Origin of the sequence: Haloferula helveola (assembly GCF_037076345.1) — a bacterium.
GTDB classification, from domain to species: Bacteria; Verrucomicrobiota; Verrucomicrobiia; order Verrucomicrobiales; family Akkermansiaceae; genus Haloferula; species Haloferula helveola.
In genome coordinates, this window is the sequence record NZ_AP024702.1 from 3,634,913 (window position 1) to 3,655,184 (window position 20,272).

A 20,272-nucleotide genomic window follows, 5' to 3' on the forward strand; every position below is an offset into this window, starting at 1 on the left:
AATGCAGCGCGGAACATCGGGCCACGAGCGGCTTCAGAACAATTTCCGAGAGTGGGAATTTTGTTCACTTTTCCGGGAGATACGTAAATCTATGAACAGATTTAATGGAATCGAGGGAATCCAAGAGGGTGGCCTTGGTGTTGCCGTGGTTTTACGAGTACGCCCGGGCCTTGCGGGAGGGGGTGGTCGAGTGGTGCGACCTCCATCCCGGGTGGCGCTTGATCGAACTGGAGCTCCGGGAGCTGTCGCCGGATGCGGAGTTCGACGGCCAGGTGGACGGGGTGATCTGCTGGAGTTTCGAGTCGGGTGCGCTGACCTCCATCCTTCCGCGGACCCGCATCCCCCTTCTCGATGCGGGACTGGGCCATGTTGTCGACGGGCGAGGGGAGCTGCCCGCTGGCGTGACCTTCGAGCGGGCCGACATCCACCGGCTGGCATTGCGGCATTTCCATGAGCTCGGGCTCGAGGTCGTCGGATACGCGGGTGCGCGGCTTCGGCGAGACGGACAACTGGCCCCGCGGGTGGCCGGGATGCGGGCGGACGCGTTGATGGCGGGGATGGAATGGGTCGAGTTCGACTTCGGTCCCGTGGACCCCGTGGCTCGCCCGGAGACGATTTGGAAGAGCGACGGGATGGAGGAACTCGACGCATTCCTTGCCAAGGTTCCCAAGCCCTTGGGTCTGCTGGCGCAGGACGACTACTTCGCACTTTCGCTCGTCGAGCGGGCGCAGCGATTGGGCGTGCGGGTGCCGGAGGAGTTGGCCGTCCTCGGCCAAGGGGACCGGCTGGTTTCAAACTCGGGCGGTCTCCGGATTTCCTCCGTCCAACTTCCCGGTCGCGAGGTCGGCTGGAAGCTTGCGGAACTCCTCGATGCGTGGTTCGCCGGCCGGCCTCCGGATCCGTGGCGCCGGACTGTGCCGTGCAAGCGAATCCTCACCCGCGAAAGCACCGGCGGGCTTTCGCTCGATCCGGGGATCGAGCGGGCGCGGCGACACCTCGAACGCCACGCGCTCGATGGCGTGACCGTGCATGAATTGGCTGGCGTGGCCGGGTGCACGGAAAAGACCCTGAAGTCGCGATTCGCCAAGGCCTACGGCATCGATATCGCCGTCGAGGTCCGCGAACGGAGAAAGGAGCACGCGTTGTCGCTGCTCGCCGATACCGACATGCCGATCGCACGGGTGGGGAGGGAGTGCGGGTTTCCCTCACCCTCGAACTTCTTCAATTTCGTCCGACGCCAGACCGGAGGCCTAGGCCCCGCCGAATACCGGCGGCGGATGCGAAGTGACCGTTAGGCGTGGGCTCGCGCGGTCCTTCATCTGTCCAGGAATCCGGCCCTACCTCTGGAAAAGGTAGGGACGAGCGCCCTCGCTCGTCCGTGGTCGGAGTTGGGTAGCGGGCGTGAACCGTGGTTCATCGGTCGGCCGAGGCGTCCAACCCCACCCGGTCAAGGCGTCAACCACCGCCCGCGGTAGAACTTTCGCAGCTCCGACTCGGGGACGGGGGTCGTCAGTCGCAAGGTGATCCGGGTGGTTCCTTCAGCCGGAAAATCGGCACGCGAGGTTTCGGTGTAGCGGTTCGACGGCAACGGCAGCCATGTCGTCAGGTCGTCGCCGGCCTCGACCAGCAACGTGCAGCTCTCCGCATCGAGCGGGAACGGACTACTGAATTCGACGTAGTTCATGCCGCCGTCCTCAACGATCCGTGATTCGAGGCGGGGCACGGAGGACGCGTCCCGCGGATCGGTCTGGAAGCGATACTCGTCGCCGTTGCTGACGCCGTCGCCGTCCGCGTCGGCATCGTCTCCCGACACCAACGGGTCCGCCAGTTCGGCCGGCGAGAAGTGGATCGCCAGCCACGTCGCCTTGTCGTCGAAGACCCGGACGACCGTGGTCGCCGTCGGACCGCCGTCCAGCGTCAGCGTGTAGGTGGTGTCGCCCGCAGGAGAGACTTCGATGTAGCCGATGCCGTCCACCGTTTGTGGGATCACATCGCCGATTCCCTGATCGATGGTAAGCGTGCTCGGTGACTCGACGTCCCAGCGCAGGGTGGCGGTGCCGCCGGCCGCGATCGACGGCTGGAGGGCGACGAAGGACCGGATCACCGGGGCTCCGGGAGGCGTGGCGGTCTGGGCAAGGCGTGTTTCGGACAACGGCTCATCGTCGTAGGCGATCTCCACGCGGTAGGTCGTGCCATTGTCGTAAACGGGAGGGCGGTAGAGGTTGCCGCGGACCCGCATCGCATTCACCAGCAGTCCACTGGATTCATCGTAGACGCGGACCACCGCGTTCTTGCGCCACTGGGTATCGACGGCAGGCAGGTAGCCGGTGGGTGTGCGTCCGTCGTTGTCGGTCTGGGCGAAGGTCTGCGGCCAGTCGGCGAACTGGGACCCGGTCGACGGCTCGTCGGGATCGACGTGGAGCGGCCAGCACTCGAAGGTGAACTCGCGGGTCGTCTTGTTGACCCGGGTGATGCCGTAGCCGGCGCCCCGGTTGTGCAGATTGATCGGGGTGATGCCGTTGCTCTGCTGGTAATACTGGAGCGGGTTGGCCGCCCCGAGCACGCCGAGGTGTTGCGGGAAGTCGGACGTCCGGTTCGGCGTGGTGCCGTCGGGCAACGTGCCGTTGCCATCGAAGAAGTAGTCGCCGAGGTAGGGGTTGATGGTGGTGATGGTGCCACCGCTGTTGTGGATCGGATCCCAGCAGCGGGGAAAGAAGTTGGCGATGGCCGGCGCGGTGAAGGAGATGCCGGCGTCGCGCGGGCCGTCGATGCCATGGTGGGCGATGGTGGCGAGGTGCTGGTCGCCCGCGAGCTGGAACATGCGGCTCACTCGCAGGAGTTCCCACGTCTCGTTCCGACGGTGGACCGGCCAGCCGTTGGTGTCGCGGTCGTTCAGGTTGAAGTTGTAGCCGCTGCTGCCGTGGGTGCGGAGATTGCCGAAGGGAGTCTGGGAAACGACCAGCTTGAGGTCCTGTCCGGCCCAGTCGGCATTCCACGCGCGGAGGAAGTCCTTCTGCCGGTCGCCGAGAAGGAACTGGTCTTCCAAGGCGGGCGGAGCGTTGTTCGGGCCGGTCTTGAATTTCCGGTCCTCAAGCACCGCGAGGCCGAGCCGGCCGTAGGTCACGCCGGTGAAGTAGACTTCGATCCCCTGCGTCACCGGCGGCGCGGGTTGGGTCGGATTGTAGGGGTCGGCATCGGGGAGGTTCGATGTCTGCGTGCGCTCGACCATCTTCACCCACACGGCCGGACGGGTGTAGCCGCCGTCATTCTGGTTGGTCGACGAGGCCCCACCTTCACCCCACAGGTTTCCCTGATAAATGTCGTGGTCGTCTGGGATCGCGATGGTCGGAATCTCGCGTGTGAGATCGCGGACCTGCAGCACCCAGAGGTTCCACTTGTAGAGGTAGTCCATCTGGTAGTTCGAGCTGTCGACCGGTGTCGGTTGGCCTTCGTAGATCTGGTCGCCGTGCGCGAGGAGGACGTCGGGTTCGTGCTTGGCGAGGTGCAGGTAGGTCTGCCGGTGGGGCTGCCAGAGATCGATGGGCGTCCAGTCGAAGCCATTGTTCTGAAGGGCGCTGTCGGTGATCCGCTGGCAGGTGGTCGATGCGATCACGATCTCGTTCTTGTCGACCGGGTCCCGCCGCACGGTGCCGGTCCAGCTGTAGTCGGTGCCGCCGACGTTCACCCGGATCCGGTAGTCGGTATCCGTGGTGTCGTCCCATCCCGGGATGCTGAAGGTCGCGGTGTAGGAGGAGTAGTTGTCGGTGTTGTCGATGGCGGTCGTCGCGGTCTCGACCCAGGTCGCGCCGTTCCATAGATCGAGGGCGACCGGCGGGGTGCTGGCGAGATCGAGCGGCGATAGCTGGGCGGTCAGATTGAGCGTGCCCTTCGACAGCGTGTGCATCGCGCCGATGATCGCGAGATGCCGGTCGGTCTCCGGGTGGAGGGCGTCGCCGGTGCCGGAAAAGTCATCGAACCAGTATCTCGCGTTGCTGCCGCCCCGGTGGTTGAGCAGGCCGAACGCTCCGAGAACGCGATCGCAGGGGACGCTGGTGGAAACCGTGCCGAGCGAGGTGTCGGCCGCATCGAAAGCCTCGAGCGTGAGCAGATACGTTCCACTGGGTTCGTCGTAGTTCGCATCGAGTTCGAGCCGCGTGTTGGAGCCGAATCCCGCGCCGTTGGCGGTTGCGGCCAGCGCGCTCGTCGCTCCGGTCGAGTAGTCCTCGATGAGCAACGTGCCGTCGCCGTCGAGGCCGATGAACAGGCCGAAGTCGCGGCCGAGTCCGTCGTGGACCAGCAGCGCGCCGCGCCAGTCGACGTTGGGCGCGCCGCCGATCAGGAATCCGCTGCGCGAGGTTGTCGTGTGGGATCCCGCATTCAGGCCGGTGCGGACCGACAGCGAGAAGTCACCGCCATTCCCACGGATGGAAGTGCCCGGGCGGTGCAGGGTCAGCCGGTCGCGTCCGCCTTCGATGCACTGCACGCGCCCGCTGCTGACCTCCCAGTCCTGCAGTCGGTTCGCCCAGTAGCCGGGACCCGCCCACGTCTGGTCGGGAGTGCTGTCCCAGTTGTCGGAGAAGGAGCCGTCGGGCGGTGACGCGCCCCAGTAGTCGAGCCGGACGTTGTCCACCGACTGGAAATTGGAAGCTGCGGTGGGGTTGCTGCGGAACTGGATGCCGAGCGTTTCCCCCGCATGGGCATCGAGCTCGCCGGCCGGGACCGCGAGGTGGTAGTGGTCCCATGCTCCCGTGGAGGGCGACTTGAAATCGTAGGTGCGCGTGGCGACGACCTGTCGGCTGCCGCCGTCGTCGACATAAAGGTCGGCGGTGAGTGTGCGGCTGGCGGTGGTGGTGCCGCGCTCGAAGACGAAGTCATCGAGACGGGCGAAGCCGGTGCCGGAGAGAGGGCCGCTGAAGGATACGAACAGGCGTTTGCCGGCCGCCGATGCGGGAACCGGAGCGAACACCGATTGATCGGTCTGGTAGGTCGAGTCGACGGCGGACAGTGTCGACTCGACCGTTTCGATGATGTCGGGCGTGCCGGTGGAAGTGTCGTCGGAGGTCGTGAAGATCGAAACCTGGACCCGGGCCGACAGGTCATCCCAGTTGAAGGCGTCGCGCCACAGGTAGGTGGCGCGGAAGGCCTCGCCGGTCGCGAGCGTGTGGCCGGTGTCGATACCGAAGAACCGGTTGCTGCCGACCGCGATCACCGCGTTTCGGGTGCCGTCGGGTGGCAAGGTGTTGGCAGGGCCGTTTCGGGTGGCCTCACCGCTCTGGTCGGGGCCGGCGGCATTGAACCACTCGGGGGTCTCGGCGAATGTGCGGGAGTCGTCGGTAGAGGTGTCTGCGTTGAAGTCGCCGTTTCTCAACGCTCCTCCGACGAGGGTCTCGACCGGGGTGAAACTGCCGTTGGCAGGGCCGCCGGCGAAGATCGCGGCATCGAAGCGCAGGGAATATGCCGCGCCGGTCTCGATGACATGGGTGGTCGGCTGGAACATTTCGACACTGTCCTCGAAGCTGAGCCGCCAGCCGCCGTTTCCGTAGTCGGTCCCGTCGTTGATGACTTGGGCATTGCCGCCGGTGCTGCTCCAGCCGGGGACGGCCGCGTTGTTCACCGACTGCCGGTCGATCCCGCCGTTGATCTCGCCGGACGGGTTGACGACTTCGATGGGGGAGGCGGCGGCAACGCAGGCCAGCGGCCCGAGCGCGCTGAGGAGCAGGGTTTTTCTCATGGGTTTGAGACGAAGCTAGCCGCGTCGCGAGCCGATGCCACCGCAAAACCGCCGTCCGAGCCGGACCCGCGCAGGGGTCGGCTTGCCGGTTGCCAGCCTGCCGGGTGCCGGTCAGACTCCGCCCATGAACGAAGCGCGAGATTTGGGAACCCAGCCGGTTGACGCCCTGATGCAGCAGTGGGGCCTGAGCAACCACGACATGGTCGATGCCTCCCCGGAACAGCTCACCCACAAGCAGGTCCAGCGCGCGCGGAAGGGGCGGATGCTCACCCTCGCCATGATGCAGAAGGTTACGCGAACGCTGAACATCGCGGTCTGGTACCGCCTCAAGAAGGAGGAGCGGGAGCAGTACTTCGAATACCTCCACAAGCACCTCTTCAACTACGCCAAGGGATACGACCCGGCATTCGAGGACCCCAATGTGCCGCTGATGAAGTTGGTCGCGGACCGCGGAGGGAAGGTGATCAGCCGGGAAGCCTAGCGGGTATCCCACACCGCTTGATTGGCTTCGAGTCGTGAAGCCCGCCGACCGGGATGCTGTGTCTCAGCTGACTCTCTGACGTCGTCATTGGTTCTTCGGCGGGGGACCGATGGTCCCGCCTTCGACAAACTTGGCTTTTGTGAAGCTGCGGCGGCGATCCTCTTTGCCGCGGGCGACATTGGCCGCCCACCGCACGGCTCGCCGCGCGAGGGGGCTTCCATCCCAGTGAATGTGGGCAACCGTAGGCCGGCACCAAGCAAACACGGGATCCGGATCGTCGCAGACCAACGAAACGTCGCGAGGCGCCAGGATGCCGCGCTGGGCCAGGTGTTGCTGAACCGCGATGAATGTCGAAGACTCCCCGACGATCAGGGCAGTGGGAGGAGTGTGTCGGAAGAGCCGGTCGAGCAACTCCTGAAGGCCTTCCGCATCTTCTCTCCAGTCCGGCAGATTGTAGCTGCCGTGCTTGATGCCGTGCCTGTCCAGTTCCTCAAGGAAGACTTTTTCAATCCGGCCGGGCTCGGGTTTGCGTAGTACCTCCCGGTCAATCATCACGATCCGGCGGTGGCCAAGTTCGACAAGCCTGCCTACCAGCGTGCGCATCGAAGACTCCTTATCCGGGCCGGTGCTGGCGATCGGGACGCCCCGCCTGCGCCCCGCGAAGGCGAAGGTGGGCAACCGGTGCTCGGCAAACCACTCGAGCACCTCACGGGAGCCGGACGATACTACCCATGCATCTGCCGGGGAGTTCTCCACGAGTCGCGCGATCCTCCTGGGGTTCATGCCCAGTTCCGTCAGGGTCTTCGGTGCGAAGCCCGCGGAGTGTCCGGCATTCAGAAGGCGGTGCTGGAGATCGACGTTGTAGTAGATCTTCGAGTCGTCCGGTGCGTAAAGCAGGATGCCGACACGGAGGCCGGGGACCGTCAGCCGCTCCGGAAGAACGATGCGGCGCTTTCTTCCCGCTCCCTTGGGCACGAGGATGCCTTCCTTTTCGAGTTGGGACAGGGCGGTCTCCATGGTCATGCGACCGACACCGAACTGCTGGGACAGCGCCCGCCCGCCTGGCATCGATCCGGACCACACCCCGCGGTTGATCTGCTCGCGGAGATGCTCCGCGACCTGTTCGGAGGCCGAAAGGACCCGGAGTTCGCTCACCGGGGAATCCCTCCACGCCAGATGTTGGCTTGTCAAGGTGGCAGAGGGCGGGTTGAAGAAAACCGTCAGAAATTAGGACTGGCTAGTCTGCCAAACAATCGTTGAGACCGAGGACTGTTCAGCTAGTCCTCGTCGATCAGGCATGCGTCGGCATGTCGGTTCACGTCGTTTTGATCCCCCGGGATGGTCGTGGACTTCCTCCCTGAATCCGAAAGCAAGACGAACCATGAAGAGACCCCTCCTCGGCCTGTTGCTGGCCATGTTCCATTTCGTAGCCTCTGCTTCCGCGGACGTTACCATCGCGGACTCGTTCACCTACACCAACGACTTCGGGCCCGGCGACAGTTTCTCGAGTACCAATGGAGCGACTCCTCCGATCACCGTCGACACCACCGGTTTCACCGCCGCAGGTAGCGACAAGCTGGTCATCCTCCTTTCATTTCACAACAGCGCCGGAACCACCGCCCCGATCACGAGTCTCACCTACGGGGGAGCCAGCTTCTACAGCAATCTCGCGGCCGGCCCCGGTCTCGCGACGACCGGCCTCGGTTCCAAGAACTACATCCTCTATCTCGACGACGTCGCCACTGACGGAGACCTGGTCATTGGATTCGACGATACGCTCAACGCGAGCTGGGACATCGACGAAGTGGGGGTGTTGCTGTTGGCCGTGAACGGGACCTTGGACGGGACCGCCGTGACCTCACAGTATCTGGCCAACAACAACGCCTTCAATGCGACCAACGCGATCGTCGGTGATCTCATCGTGGGAATGGGTCAGCGAAACAACCAGAGTTCCATGACGGTCAACGCGCCCTACACCGGCGTCAATTTGCAAGTGGGCAATCTCAATGCCGAGGGCGCGCATCTGATCGCGACAGCCCCGGATCCGGAGGCTCCCGTCTTCGCCACGGTCACGCCGCAAGCCAAGTCCTTCGCGGTATTCGCCACGGCGAGCAGCTCCTCGACGACGGTTCCCGATGTGGTGGGCCTGTCGCAGGCTTCGGCAGAGTCCGCCATCACGGGCGCCTCCCTCATTGTCGGCACGGTGACGACCGATTACAGCGACACGGTTCCCGCGGGCGACGTCATCAGCCAGAACCCGGAAGGTGGCGAGACCATCGCATCGGGTGAGCCGGTGGATCTGCTGGTTTCGCTCGGCCCGCCACCGCAGGTGAGCGTCCCGGACGTGGTGGGTCTCTCCCAGGCATCAGCGGAATCGGACATCACCGGAGTCTCCCTGGCCGTCGGCGCGGTGACTTTCCAAAACGACGCGGTGGTGCCGGCGGGGGATGTGATCAGCCAGAACCCGACGGCCGGCTCGTCGGTCGATATCAACTCGAGCGTGGACCTTGTGGTCTCCTATGGCCCGCAACCATTGGTGCCGGATGTGGTGGACGTCGATGAAGCGACTGCGAAATCGACCATTGCCGGAGCTTCTTTGACCGTGGGCAATGTCTCGAATGGGTACAGCCCGACGATTGCTGCCGGCAATGTGATCACCCAAGTTCCAGCTGCCGGTATGTCAGTCGATACCAACTCCCCTGTAGATCTGGTGATTTCCTTGGGCGCGAATCCAGCGCCGGCCACCATTGCCAGCATCTTCTCCTACAAGTATGACTTCGGGCCGGGGGATAACTCGGTTACGGATAACCAGGGAGCAACCTCACCCATCACCATTACTCCGTATGAGTTCACCGCGGCAGGCGCTGGCAAGTTGGTTGCCGTGATCAGCGTGCACAACAGTGCGGTGCAGACAGCTCCGGTGACGGGTGTCACCTACGCCGGGGAAAGTCTCACTCTCGTCGCTGGAAACGAGGGTGTGGGTTACACAAAGGCCACCATCTACTACCTCGACGATGTCAGTATCGATGGTGATTTTGTCATCAACCTCGATAATTCGACATACAACATCGATGAGGTGGCGGTGCAGCTTTTCGCCCTGAATGGACTTCAGTCCGGAACCGCATTTGATGCCCAGTCGGGAGCATTCACCGATATCGACGCCGAGGTTGGCGACTTCGTGGTGGGCGCGGCTCAAAGAAACAACCAGCCCTCCACGATGACGGTGACGAACGTTCCACCGTACTATGAAATCAACAACACCGTCGGTGAGATGACGACCCGGACAGGCTATCAAGTGGTAACGACCGCCGGTTTGACGTCACCCATTTTCAATGGCGATGTCCAATCCAGATCTCTCGCCGCCTTTGCCGCCGTCGGCAACCATCTGGGCACCGCGTACGATGACTGGGCAGCCACCAATGCTCCCGTCACCGGAGGCGACCCGACGGCCGACGAGGACGATGACGGCGTGAACAACGGCATTGAATTCGTCGTCGGGGGAAGCATTTCCACAAATGACCTGGACAAGTTGCCGACGGTTTCAGCCGACGGTTCGAACATGACCTTCAGCTTCGTGCGCGACCAGGCATCGATCGATGCCTCCACACTGGTCACCATCGAGGTGAGCGCTGACCTGGCGACTTGGGACACACCGCCGTCCCCCTATGCCGTGCCTGACACTCCGACCGCCGGTCCTCCCGTCGCTGTGGTCGACAACCTCGACGGAACCGACACTGTGACGCTCACGGTGGCGCAGGATTCGGCGAAGAAGTTCGCCCGCTTGAGGGTGACGATCGCACCCTGAAGGAGTGCCAGTCTTCTGCTGGCGATCCGATCGAACGGGCGCCTTTCCCATGTCCCGGCCCCTTCCTCATCGGGGCTGGGACTTCTGAATCAAGCCGCAAGGAATCAATGAGTATACGGAAGCTCAAGCGTCCCCGGATAGTGACTTCATGGAAATCAATTTCTGTTTCCAAGCCCACCATGACCTGAGGTCGGTATGAAACTCCTCAGAATGCTTCTTGCGACGGTTTCAACCGTTCCATCGATCCTCCTGGCGGTTGATACGGACGGCGACGGACTGGACGACTCGGTCGAAACGAACACCGGTATCTACGTTTCTCCACTCGACACCGGTACCGCGCCGAACGATCCGGACACCGATGGCGACGGCGTGGGCGACTGGTATGAAGTCGCGAACGCCGGAGTGCCGACCGGAGAACCGCAGCCGAACTCACCCAACGATCCGGACCTGCATCCCAACACTCCCTATCCGCTGCCTGCGCCGGACTCCTCACCGACGCTGGCGACAGAACCGGTGAAAGTCTACATCCTCGCCGGTCAATCCAACATGGATGGGCACGGCATGGTCAGCGAAACCAATTCGCTCGGCACGCTGACCGACATCGTGTTCAACGGGAAGAAATACCCCAACCTCTGGAACGGTTCCTCCTGGGCTTCCCGTAGCGACGTTTATTGCCGTGGACTGGTTGCGACCAGCGCCAACGGGCCGCTCGTTCCGGGCAGCTCCGGGGCATCCGGCGGGAGATTCGGCCCGGAGCTCGGATTCGGTCAGCAGATGGGTTTCTATCACGACGAACCGGTCCTGATCATCAAGGTCTCGCAGGGAAACCGCACACTCGGCTATGATTTCCTGCCGCCGGGCAGCACGGAGTATGCGTCCGGTTCGGAGACATACGCGGGCTACGGAGATTCTACCAAGTCATGGACCACCGGAACAACCCCGACACCGGGAAGCACCTACGCGGGCCATCAGTGGGATCAGAGTTTCCTTGATGATGCCGACTGGCACGTGCCTCCGGGAACTCCGTACACGAACGGGATCGATGTCCTCGACAATTTCGCCGCCCAGTATCCCCAGTGGGCGAGCCAAGGTTTCGAGATCGCCGGATTCGTGTGGTGGCAGGGATACAGCGACGCACTGAGCAGCGTGCCTTACTCGTCGCGCTACGAGCAGAATATGGTCCGCTTCATCAATGAGCTTAGAGACTACTATGAAGCGAGGTATCCGGGCAATATCAGCACCGACGCGCCGTTTGTGCTCGGCACGCTTGGCTTCAACGGATGGAGCCAGAGTGGTGTGCAGTTGGAGACAACGCGGGCCCAACTGGCGGTTGATGGAGCTTCAGGCGATTATCCGGAGTTCGCCAACAACGTGAAGACCGCGGAGACACGCGGTTTTTATCGGAACGGCAGCATCTCTCCCAGAACCGGACAAGGTCACCACTACCACCTGAACGCGGAGACCTACTTGCTGGCAGGCGACGCGCTTGGCCGCGCCATGATCGACCTTCAAGAACTGGGCGCGGCGGCCGATACCGCAGAACCCCAAATCGCTTATCTGAACCCTCCCGACAATGCGTCCGACGTGCCGGGAAACATGAGTCTCAAAATTACTTTCAAGGAAACGGTCAGTGTCGGCAGCGGGGATATCACCATCAAGAACCTGACCGACAATACCCAGACCGTCATCTCCGTGACCGATGCCGATCAGGTCTCGGCGGCTGGATTCGCCCTGACCATCAATCCTGCGGCCGACCTCGAGACCGGTGATGATTACTCGATCCTCGTCGATCCCGGAGCGGTCGTCGATGACAGTGGAAACGCATTCGCAGGCATCAGCGGTGACACAAGCTGGAATTTCACCGCGTCGGCACCGGATTACAACGCTCCGCCTGTCCCGTCCTTCATCACTCCTCTGGGACCGAAGAGGAACGACGAGATCACAGTCTCGGTAAACGCCGTGACCGATCCGGAGGGAGCTGGTGTTGTCTACCGCTTCCGGAACGTGACCTTGGGGCGGGACAGCGGCTGGACGGTCGATACCACTTGGGTCGACAAGGACCTGCCCACCGGCAAGATTTTCGCCTACACGGTCCAATCGCGTGACAATTCGCTCAACCTGAACGAGAGCGCCGTTTCCGTACCGGTCGCCGCGAAGACCCTTTCAACCGATGACCCGCAGGTTCAGGTGGCCGACGTGTTTACCCACCGCGAGGATTTCAGACCCGGTGATTCGGTGGGCGACTCCCAAGGGGTCACGGGCCCCATCACGATATCCACAAGCGGTTTCGAAGTTGGTGGAACAGCGAAACTCGTGGGCGTGCTCTCGATGCACAACAGCGCCGCGACGGTGGCAACCCTGACCTCACTGACCTTCAACGGAGTGGATGTCCTTCCGAATGTCATCACCGGATTCGGGTCCACCGGGGAGGTGGCCTCGGAACAATACATCTTTTACTTGGACAGCCCTCCGGCAGCCGGAGATCTGGTGATCGGGTTCGGCACTTCGGGAGGAGTCGATGAAGTGGGTGTGGCTCTTTTCGCTCTCAACAAGGTCAGGCCGGGTTACTTCGCCAGAGGGGAGAACAACAACGGCAATCCGCCCGAACTCGACGTTTACTCCGGAGACTTCGTGATCGGTGTCGGCAAGAGGAACAACCAGTCCCAGTCGGTCTCGAACGCACCGCCCTACACCTCACTCGAGATTTCCGCAGGTAATCTCAAGGGGTTCGTTGGATACATCACCGCAGGTGGCGACGGACTGACCGCGCCTGTCTTCTCGAATACCAGCATCAGCTCGTCGGTGGCCGCCTTCGAGGCCGCCCCGGACCCGGAACCTCCGCTTTCCGCATATGAGACATGGGCCATTTTCGAGGCTCCTCTCACGGCCAATAACCCCGATGGGGATGAGGACCGGGACGGGGTCTCGAATCCTCTCGAGTTCGTTCTCGGGGGCACCTCTTCCGGGAATGATATCGGCAAGCTGCCGACGCTTTCAACGGACGGCAGTTCGGCGGACTTTGCTTTCGCACGAGCGCAACAGTCCATTGGACCCGGAGTCGCTTTGCAGATCGAGATCGGCACCGACCTGGTCACATGGCCGGAGGTCCATCCGGTACCTGACGGCGCCACCGCCGGGCCCCCGGTTATGGTGATCAAGGACAGCTCGCCGGGGTTCGACACGGTGACCCTCCCGGTGCCCATGACTCCGGATGCCACAAAGTTCGCCCGTCTCAAAGTCGACGTCGTTCCCTGAACGACGTCGACTTGGCCGCCGGTAACCTTCCGCGAATGCATGCGCTCGGAACCATTCTTATCGCGCTGACCTCGGCCAGCCTGTTGGCGGGTGCCGAATCCCGCCCGAATATCCTGCTTTGCCTGTCAGACGACCAGTCATGGCCCCATGCAAGCGCCTATGGAGCACCGGTGATCAAGACCCCGGTTTTCGACCGCGTTGCGCGGGAAGGTGTCCTTTTCAATCATGCCTACTGTGCCGCCCCCTCTTGCACCCCATCGCGCAGCGCGATTCTCACCGGGCAGGACATCTGGCGCGTTGGCGAAGGGGGGCAGCTGTTCGGGACGCTTCCGGCCGCCCACCCGGTTTACACCGACCTGTTGGCTGAAAACGGATATCACGTGGGTTACTCGGACAAGGGATGGGCACCCGGGAGTCTGGAAGCGGGCGGGCGCACGTCCAATGGCGCCGGACCGAACTACAAGAACTTCGGCGAGTTCATCGCCAGCTCTCCGAAGGGCAGGCCATGGTGTTTCTGGTTCGGTAGCCGGGATCCTCACAGGGGATACAAGAAGGGTAGCGGCGTGGAGTCCGGAATGGATCCGTCGGACGTCAGTGTGCCCGCATATCTACCGGATACCCCGGAAGTCCGGGGTGACCTCTGCGACTATTTCTTCGAAATCCAGCGCTTCGACCAGCAGGTTGGCCGAATGCTTGAGCAGATCGAAGCGGCCGGGCAGCTCGACAACACGCTTGTCGTGATCACCAGCGACAACGGCATGCCGTTTCCCCGGGCCAAGGCGAACCTCTACGACTCCGGCACCCGCATGCCGATGGCGATCTGCTGGCCGAAGAGAGTGAAGGGCGGACGGACTATCGACGACTTCGTCAATCTCACGGACCTCGCGCCGACTTTCCTCGAGGCAGCCGGAGTCCGCGTTCCTGGAGTAATGACCGGACGAAGCCTCATGGGGATTCTCACGTCCGACGAGTCAGGCAACGTGGAGCCCGGACGCGACGCGGTGATCACCGGTCGCGAGCGGCATGCGTGGTGCAGGGTCGGCGGCACCGGCTATCCGGCCCGGATGATCCGTACCCACGACTTTCTCTACATCCGTAACTACCAGCCGGATCGTTGGCCGGCGGGCGACTATCGCATCGTCACCAACGAGGGACATTTCGGCGATGTCGACAACTCCCCTTCGAAGCGGTTTCTGTTGGAACACAAGAGTGATTACCCCCGGCTGTTTGAGCTGTCCTTTGGCAAGAGGCGCGGCGAAGAGCTCTACGACTGTGGAAAGGACCCGGATCAACTGAACAATCTCGCGTTCGAACCGGATTATCAGAAGACGCTGCAAGAGCTCTCTAAGCGACTTACCGCGCATTTGAAGTCGTCCGGTGACCCCAGGGAGACGGAAGGCGAGACCCTCTGGGACAGCTGGCCGTATCACGGACGCAACAACTGGCCATTGCTGGAATCGACTTCCCGGAGCGACTGAGTGGTTGCCGACAACTTGGGAAGTGTTTGCCGTCATCCGGGTGGCAATCCAGGCACCGGGAACTTAGCCGCTTCAGGAAAGGGGCAATAGAACGGCAGAGAGCCGTCCGTAGTTCCGGACATGGCCATGAACCGACGTGAGTATCTCAAGGGCTGCAGTTTGACCGGTGCGGCTCTCGCCTGCGGACTGCGGCCGCAATCGGCTCTCGGGTTCGAAGGGCCGAAGGGCGGGGATCTGCAGTCGTGTCTGGAGATCCTGAATCTCTGGGACCAGAAGCCGGAGCCGGTCGTCAGGCTCTACTCGGCGATCTACAACGCGTTGGCGGTCGATCCCAAGGCGAGCTTCTCCACGGTGGCGGCGGACGATACGGTGCGGAAGCTTTGCGAGGAGCAGGGCGTAAGGCATCTCGGAGGTCCGATGCTCGGATGCCTCGAGGCGGACGGTGCGAAGGTCTGGCTGAGGACGGCCCGTCCGGCGAAGGTGGAGGTGAAGGCGGTCGTCGATGATGAGGAGAGAACTTACGGTCCGGTACACAGCACGCTGGATTCGGACCTGACCGCGATCGTTCCCGTCACCGGACTCAAGCCCGGCACGGTCACGCCGTATCGCGTCTTCGTGGATGGAGAGGAGATCGCGATTCCGAAGCATGCCGCCATTTCCACGCCAAGCGACGATGCGGCGCAGAAGACACGCATCACTTTCGGGACCTGCCAGCATCGGTGGGGGATCGCCCATCGCGAGAACACTGACGAGATCCTCAAGCAGAAGCCGGTCGCGATGCTGATGTATGGCGACGTGGCGGTGCAGGACCGCAACGCCGACCTCGGCATGCATCGGGCCGACTACGCGCTGCGCGATCTCCAGACAACCTGGCGCGATCTCGTCTGTTCGACTCCGGTCTACACCTCGTGGGACGACCACGACTACTTCGACAACGACCGCTGGGGCGTCCCGAGGAACTTCACCGATGAAGACCGGCGCGGGGTCCGCAAGGTGTGGACCCAGGCATGGAACAACCCCTACTACGGGCTCGGTGACGAGGGTGGCGGCATCTTCCACCACACGCGAATCGGTCCGTGCGATGTCATCATGACCGACAACCGCTACTTCCGCACCCGCAACGGCAAGCACTGCTTTCTCGGTCCGGAGCAGATGGCATGGCTCAAGAAGACGCTGCTGTCCTGCAAAGGGCCGTTCATCATCATGTCCTGTGGCACGATGTGGAGCGACTACGTCTCAGGCGGGAAGGACTCGTGGGGCGTGTTCGATCCCGAAGGTCGGGAGGAGGTTTTCAAGCTGATTGAGGACAACCGGATCCCGGGCGTGTTGCTGATTTCCGGTGACCGGCACGGAGCGCGTGGGTTTCGCATTCCGCGGCCGTCCGGGTTCGAGTTCTACGAATTCGAGCCCGCCAGTCTCGGCGGCAGAACCGGTCCGCCGCCGACAAACGCCAAGTGGAAGACCCAGCTCTACGGCTTCAGCAACAAGTTCGCGTTCGGTGAGTTCACCTTCGATGTCTCCCAAGACGACCCGACCGTGACCTACCGGCTCGTAGAAGCCGGCGGTGAGACGCTGTATGAACTCACGCTGAAGCGGAGTCAGCTCACTCCAAGCTGAAGGCTGTAGAGTGGGAGTGGCTTTTCCGAGAACGCCCTATCGCGTCTCCTCAGATGCGCAAAGCGAGGGGGGAATCGAGAATCGGGAGATACCGGTAATCCCGTGGTTGCTCCTGTCGGGATCCGTCTCCGGGGATCGCACGGGCATTCTATCAGTGCGGTTTGGTGGCGAGTTGTGTCTCGACAATCCACAGGGCGCCGAATCTATTTTCGGCATCCTGCTGCCCCGGAAGACAGGACTTCTCGAACGTCTGCGACAGGACGTCGGGTCGACGCCGGGGTGAGGGCTATCGGTTGGTCCAACTTCCTCACTTCCTCCCCATGAATCCGAGTCCTGTGCCCGCGGGCATTGACCGCCTTCGGCTGTTCGTCTTGGCGGCACTGTTCCTGATGCCTTTGTCCCGCGTGTGTGGCGATGGCTTCTCCTATGCTTCTTGGACAGGTGACGCATCTTCCGGCATCTCTCTCGACAGCTCGTGGGCCTACAGCTTCGGTTCGGCGGACAGCACGACCATCGACGGATTTCCGGTGACGGGAGTTGCGGGTGGATCTCCGGCAGTCGCGGGCCGGTTCTCGGTTTCCCTTCCCACCGCCTTGTCCGGCGATACGAATGACCTGACGGCGCAGGCCGGGAGCGGCAGCTCTGTCGTGGCGACGAGTTTCGTCTATGGCGGAAATCCGGGCACGATCACCTTGGAGGGACTGGTTTCCGGCAGTGACTATGTCGTCAGCATGCTGAGCGTGGGTTGGGAATCGACGATCACCCGGACCTGCGAGTTTTCCAGTGGCGTGGATCTTCCCGTGAGCATCAGCCAGAATGTCTACGGGGAGAACAAGGGGATCCGTGTCGACTATGCCTTTACCGCCGATGGTCCCACCCGGCAGATCGTGATCGACCCGCAGACTTCCGACACCTGGCATCTTTACGGCCTGGCCTTGCGGCAGGTGAAGGCCCCGATCGTGGTCACCACCGTGGTGAACTCCGGCGCGGGTTCGCTGCGCGAGGCTTTGCAGGCCGCCCAAGTGTCCGCGGGGCCGGACCGCATCGTCTTCGATGCCAGCCTCGACGGTCAGACGATCCTGCTGGCGAGCGAGCTTGCCACGGCGGATGCCGATGGGGTCACGGTGGATGCCAGCGACCTCCTAGGCGGGATCGTGCTCCAGGGCGCCGGCGATCATCGTGGGTTTTTCAACACCGGGACGCTGATCCTGCGCGGGCTGACCATCACCGGCATGGTCGCGCCGAGCGGGAGCTATGCCGGTGCGGTGCTTTCGTCGACGACGGGCAAACTGCTCATGGAGGATTGCTACCTGACCGGCAACAACGGCGGGACCACCGGCAGCAGCGGCGGCGCGAACTTCGGCGGCGGGCTCGTCAATGCGGGTGTGGCGACCTTGAGGCGCTGCACGATCGCAGGAAACGAGGCGCTCTCGGCGGGGGCGATTTTCAACTCGCCCTCGGGAAGTCTGACGCTCGCGCAGTGCACGATCGCGGGCAATGTCACTGGCACCCGGTCGATCGACAATGCTGGCATCATCCGGATGCGCCACTGCACCGTGGCCGCGAATGTGGGGACGGCTGGATCCGGCGCGATCTTCAATCGCAGTGGCGCGACCTTGCAGCTCGAGAACAGCATCATCGGCGGCGGCAACAGCGGCTCCCTGGATCTGGAAAACATCGGCACGTTGATCCGCGTGGGGGCGAACCTGGCGGAATGGGCCCCGGTGAATGTCGGCACGTCGTCCGGGCCGGCGATCATCATCGCGCCTCCCCTTCTCGGGTTCCTGACCGACAACGGCGGTCCGGCCCCGACCATCGATCTGCTGGCGGGTAGCCCGGCCATCGATGCGGCGGTGGGTTCGCGGGAAACCGTCGACCAGCGCGGTGCTCCGCGTCCGTTTGACGGCGACGGCGCCGGCGGCGCCGTGGCGGATCTCGGCGCGGTGGAGCACGGTGTTTCGTGGGCGGACATCCAGATCTTCGATGGACCCTACACGGAGCTGGCGGACGATGGCACTCCTCAGGTGTTCGGGGATACGGTGGTGGGGAACGGCACGGTGCGCACCTTCACCCTCCGCAACGTCGGCTCCGTGCCGCTTGCGAACCTCGCGCTGAGCGTTGCCGGGGATCATCCCGGCGACTTCACAACCTCGTCCCTGCCCGCGACGACCCTGGCGGTCGGAGCAAGCATGGCTTTCGATATCACCTTCTCGCCGGCACTGGCTGGCGATCGTTCCGCGACCGTGCTGTTGGCGAGCAACGATCCCGATGAGAACCCCTTCGGGATTCCCGTGCGGGGATTCTCGCTGGCCGGCTCCCTCTCAGTTCAGCTCGGACCAGCCGCTCCGGGCGAAGTCATTGGCTGGGGCGACAACACCGATGACCAGTCGGTTCCACCGGCGGCAGCGCAATCCGAAGTGATCGCTGTATCCGCGGGAGGCTCCCATACGGTGGCTCTGAAATCCGACGGCAGCGTCATCGCGTGGGGAAACCCCGATGTGGGTCAATTGGAAGTGCCGGCGGCAGCGGAATCCACGGTGATCGCCATTTCGGCAGGAGACGCGCACACACTGGCCCTGAAGGCCGATGGCAGTGTGATTGCCTGGGGCTGGAATACCAACTCCCAGTCGAATGTGCCGGCCTCCGCGCAGTCCGGTGTCATCGCGATCGCGGCGGGCATTTTCCATAGTTTGGCGCTCAAGGAGAACGGCAGCGTGGTGGCATGGGGAGGCAATGGGGCGGGTCAGAGCTCGGTGCCGGCTGCGGCGCTGTCGGGCGTCATCGCGATCGATGCCGGTGGCACCTACAGTCTCGCGCTGAAGGACGACGGCAGCGTGATCGCGTGGGGTTCGAACAACTACGGTGAGACGACGCTGCCACGCAGTACCCAAACGGGTGTTGTCGCCATCGCGGCGGGCGATCGGCACGGCGTCGCGCTCAAAGCCGACGGAAGTGTGGTTGTCTGGGGTGAAAACGGCAACGGGCAGGCGACGGTGCCGGTGGCGGCGCAGTCCGGGGTCGCGGCGATCGCCGCAGGCGGCTACCACACCATGGCACTCACGACCGGCGGCAGCACGCTTGCGTGGGGAGCTGGCGTATATGACTCCGGACAAACGACGGTTCCGACGGACGCGCAGTCGCGGATTGTCGCCCTCTCCGCCGGGTTCAGCCACTCGATAGCGCTTCGTGCCTATCGCTTCGCACCTCAGGCGGCAGGGACCGCCAGTGCGGAAAAGACCATCACGCTGCGGAACCCGGGCGAGGCCCCGCTCACGATCAGCAGCGTCGTGTTGACCGGGGGAGACACTGGCGATTTCATCCTGAACACCACCGGCATGGCGTCCAGCATCCCGGTCGGCGGCGAGACGACCCTCGCGCTGGTCTTCGCCCCGCTCGAGACCGGCGTGACTTCGGATCGCACGGTGACGGTGCGGATCAACAGCGACGATCCGGCGAAGGGCATCTACGACTTCCCGATGGACAGCCTGGCGGCGTCGTTCGCGGAAGACAGCGATGGGGATGGTGTTTCCGATGGCGATGAGGTCCGACTCGTTACCTTGGGTTTCGATTACCTCATCGGTCAGCCGCAGCTGGCCGGGATCTACAACGCCGCGCGCGACGAGGGAGAAGACAGTATTCTCGATGACCCGAACGCGGTCGGGCTCTATACGACCGGACAGGTGCAGGTGCTGAGGGTGCGCGCGCCTCTCCTGCAACGCGTGGGTCCGGGGCAGTTCAGTCTCCGTGTCGGCTTGGATCGGAGCCCAACCATGGTGCCACGAAGTTATCTGCCGTTCCCATTTACCGCGCCCGAGACCTCGGTGAATGGGTCGGGCGAGCTTGAGTTCCAGTTCACCCTGCCGGATGACGCCGCGTTCCTCCGCGTGGAGACCCCATGACCGAAA

The 20,272-nt window shown here is 63.2% G+C and carries 9 protein-coding genes; 7 read left to right on the top strand and 2 right to left on the bottom strand.

The genetic code is table 11. The annotated features are described in order from the left end of the window. The first annotated feature begins 104 nt into the window (after nt 1-104). Nucleotides 105-1,295, top strand: coding sequence for a substrate-binding domain-containing protein (locus HAHE_RS13710; protein WP_338685194.1), 1,191 nt, complete (start codon nt 105-107; stop codon nt 1,293-1,295). A 152-nt stretch (nt 1,296-1,447) separates the two neighbouring features. Here HAHE_RS13710 and HAHE_RS13715 read toward each other — a convergent pair whose 3' ends face one another. Beyond that, nucleotides 1,448-5,731, bottom strand: coding sequence for an alkaline phosphatase D family protein (locus HAHE_RS13715; protein ID WP_338685196.1), 4,284 nt, complete (start codon nt 5,729-5,731; stop codon nt 1,448-1,450). A gap of 124 nt (nt 5,732-5,855) precedes the next feature. Here HAHE_RS13715 and HAHE_RS13720 point away from each other — a divergent pair, with 124 nt between their 5' ends. Next, entirely contained in the window at nt 5,856-6,212 is a 357-nt protein-coding gene (locus tag HAHE_RS13720; protein WP_338685198.1) for a hypothetical protein, read from the top strand. An 84-nt stretch (nt 6,213-6,296) separates the two neighbouring features. On the opposite strand, the gene HAHE_RS13725 is transcribed toward HAHE_RS13720, so the two are convergent. Continuing rightward, the gene (locus HAHE_RS13725) at nt 6,297-7,367 is read right to left on the bottom strand and encodes a substrate-binding domain-containing protein (RefSeq protein ID WP_338685200.1); all 1,071 of its coding nucleotides are present in this window, start codon (nt 7,365-7,367) and stop codon (nt 6,297-6,299) included. A gap of 226 nt (nt 7,368-7,593) precedes the next feature. On the opposite strand from HAHE_RS13725, the gene HAHE_RS13730 reads away from it, so the two are divergent. From HAHE_RS13730 to HAHE_RS13750, 5 genes are all read left to right on the top strand, one after another. Next, nucleotides 7,594-10,017 carry a PASTA domain-containing protein gene (locus HAHE_RS13730; RefSeq protein WP_338685203.1) on the top strand — a complete coding sequence of 808 codons (2,424 nt, stop codon included), beginning with the start codon at nt 7,594-7,596 and terminating at the stop codon, nt 10,015-10,017. A gap of 195 nt (nt 10,018-10,212) precedes the next feature. Continuing rightward, complete coding sequence (locus tag HAHE_RS13735) at nt 10,213-13,272, top strand: Ig-like domain-containing protein (protein ID WP_338685204.1); 3,060 nt, start codon at nt 10,213-10,215, stop codon at nt 13,270-13,272. Nucleotides 13,273-13,307: 35 nt separating this feature from the next. Continuing rightward, a complete protein-coding gene (locus tag HAHE_RS13740; protein WP_338685205.1) occupies nt 13,308-14,750 on the top strand; it encodes a sulfatase in 1,443 nt (480 codons plus the stop codon). 120 nt (nt 14,751-14,870) lie between these two features. Beyond that, complete coding sequence (locus HAHE_RS13745) at nt 14,871-16,367, top strand: alkaline phosphatase D family protein (RefSeq protein WP_338685206.1); 1,497 nt, start codon at nt 14,871-14,873, stop codon at nt 16,365-16,367. Between the two features lie 320 nt (nt 16,368-16,687). After that, a complete protein-coding gene (locus tag HAHE_RS13750) occupies nt 16,688-20,266 on the top strand; it encodes a choice-of-anchor D domain-containing protein (RefSeq protein WP_338685208.1) in 3,579 nt (1,192 codons plus the stop codon). Nucleotides 20,267-20,272 lie beyond the last annotated feature (6 nt).

Coding starts and splice junctions, on each gene's coding strand:
- HAHE_RS13710 (WP_338685194.1), top strand. CDS start 105: ATGGAATCGAGGGAATCCAAGAGGGTGGCCTTGGTGTTGCCGTGGTTT.
- HAHE_RS13715 (WP_338685196.1), bottom strand. CDS start 5,731: ATGAGAAAAACCCTGCTCCTCAGCGCGCTCGGGCCGCTGGCCTGCGTT.
- HAHE_RS13720 (WP_338685198.1), top strand. CDS start 5,856: ATGAACGAAGCGCGAGATTTGGGAACCCAGCCGGTTGACGCCCTGATG.
- HAHE_RS13730 (WP_338685203.1), top strand. CDS start 7,594: ATGAAGAGACCCCTCCTCGGCCTGTTGCTGGCCATGTTCCATTTCGTA.
- HAHE_RS13735 (WP_338685204.1), top strand. CDS start 10,213: ATGAAACTCCTCAGAATGCTTCTTGCGACGGTTTCAACCGTTCCATCG.
- HAHE_RS13740 (WP_338685205.1), top strand. CDS start 13,308: ATGCATGCGCTCGGAACCATTCTTATCGCGCTGACCTCGGCCAGCCTG.
- HAHE_RS13745 (WP_338685206.1), top strand. CDS start 14,871: ATGGCCATGAACCGACGTGAGTATCTCAAGGGCTGCAGTTTGACCGGT.
- HAHE_RS13750 (WP_338685208.1), top strand. CDS start 16,688: ATGAATCCGAGTCCTGTGCCCGCGGGCATTGACCGCCTTCGGCTGTTC.